A 1,640-nucleotide genomic window follows, 5' to 3' on the forward strand; every position below is an offset into this window, starting at 1 on the left:
ATAGATATTAGGATAGAGCTCAAGTTTAGTCTAATTTATAAGTGTATTAACTATGTACCTTTAAACTAAAAGCTCAGATCTATATGATGTAAAACTAATGAACCTAGCTTTGCTAATAAGAAGAGCGTTATGGTATTTATGAACATTTTGTATCCAGTTGTTTATCTTTATAAAAGTTAAACAGTACGACACCTTAAAGTTATCATCCGTAGTAACCAGTTAGCTGATATTTGATAATAGACACTGAAATTATAATTTGCATATAGTGCTTAAAGCCACTCAATTTTAAATGGAAGAATAGTGCCTTGATAAGGGTAGGGGTCTAATTCTGAGGTAGTAGAAGATTGTTTTGGGCACTTGGGCACAAGTTTGGGCACAAATATATAAAAATATAATTTCCATAAGAATTATGGGGAAATGGTTTTGGCTATTTTATAAATTATGAGTACAGAATAATAAAAATTCTGAAATTTAATTTAGAATATTAGAATCTAAATACTACAATTAGAAAATCTATTTAATATATTGAAAAATTTGGAGTAATTGGTACGACCGAGTGGATTCGAACCACCGACCTCTACCATGTCAAGGTAGCGCTCTAACCAGCTGAGCTACGGTCGTACAATTTTTTTAGGATTCTTAAATGTTGGTACGACTGAGTGGATTCGAACCACCGACCCCTACCATGTCAAGGTAGTGCTCTAACCAACTGAGCTACAGTCGTATTACTTTATTTAAGTAGGTGTTAATTGCTTAACAACGGCGGCTAATATATAGCGTGGCGGTTGGTGAATCAAGCAAGTTTGTTGTTTTTGAGTTTATTTGCCGTTTTTTTATTCATATTGGGCTTATTTCACACGTTTTATAAAATACTTGCCACCAAACCACATGTTTTTTAGCTGAGCTTTTTAGTAAGTTCAGTAAGTTACTTGCTGAGTCCGTTTTGACTAAGTTATTAATTTGAGGGCTTGAGATACTTTCGTTAAACCAAAGCTCATTATAAAGCGGTTGTAGTGCCTCTAGATAACCAGTTAACTGCGCTTGATAGGGCTGAATTTCTTTTAGGTAAAACTTTTGAAATACGTTGCTTATGATTTTTGCGTTTTTATTATTTTTACCTTGAGGGCACAGCGTATTAAAGTTTAATGTTTTTACAAACTGCGTGGCGTTGTTATTTAACACTACCTGCTTGCGGACCGATTGAATGAGTGCCTGGTTAAATTGAAATTTATTAAGCTGCTCGAGTGCACTAAAAATAGAATTGCTATTAATTTCACTAAATTCTTTAGCCTTAATTTGTTGCTTAATGAGTACAAGTTGCTTTAGCGCAAGTACGGTATCACTAAAACCAGCAGGTTCAGTAGTAAGCTCGTTTGAAGTGAGTTGCCAAGTACGATTTAGCTCAGGCTCTTTAAATAACATGGTGTTAAAAAAGTGCATTAGGTGTGTTTCTTTGTAGTTTTTGGCTGCGAGTATTTTTGTGTAACTAGGACTATTTTTATCAAGCGTGTTTAAGCAAACCTGTGCACTTTTAATAAAGTTTATTTGATATTTTAATTGCCCAGCAGCGCTGGCGGTTTTTCCTAATTGGTTATTGTGCTCACTTATAAGCACGTTAAGCTTACATTGGCTAATGCCTG

1 protein-coding gene and 2 tRNA genes are annotated in these 1,640 nt (G+C 34.3%); all 3 read right to left on the reverse strand.

Features of this window, described 5'->3' with window-relative positions; genetic code table 11:
• Positions 1 to 544: 544 nt before the first annotated feature.
• Positions 545 to 621, reverse strand: a tRNA-Val gene (locus CXF89_RS19140).
• 26 nt (positions 622 to 647) lie between these two features.
• Positions 648 to 724, reverse strand: a tRNA-Val gene (locus CXF89_RS19145).
• Positions 725 to 837: 113 nt separating this feature from the next.
• The coding region (locus CXF89_RS19150) for a DUF3080 family protein (RefSeq protein ID WP_121955485.1) at positions 838 to 1,640 on the reverse strand (803 nt) is incomplete at its 5' end.

Origin of the sequence: Pseudoalteromonas sp. MelDa3, from assembly GCF_002863625.1 — a bacterium.
Lineage (GTDB): Bacteria > Pseudomonadota > Gammaproteobacteria > Enterobacterales > Alteromonadaceae > Pseudoalteromonas > Pseudoalteromonas arctica.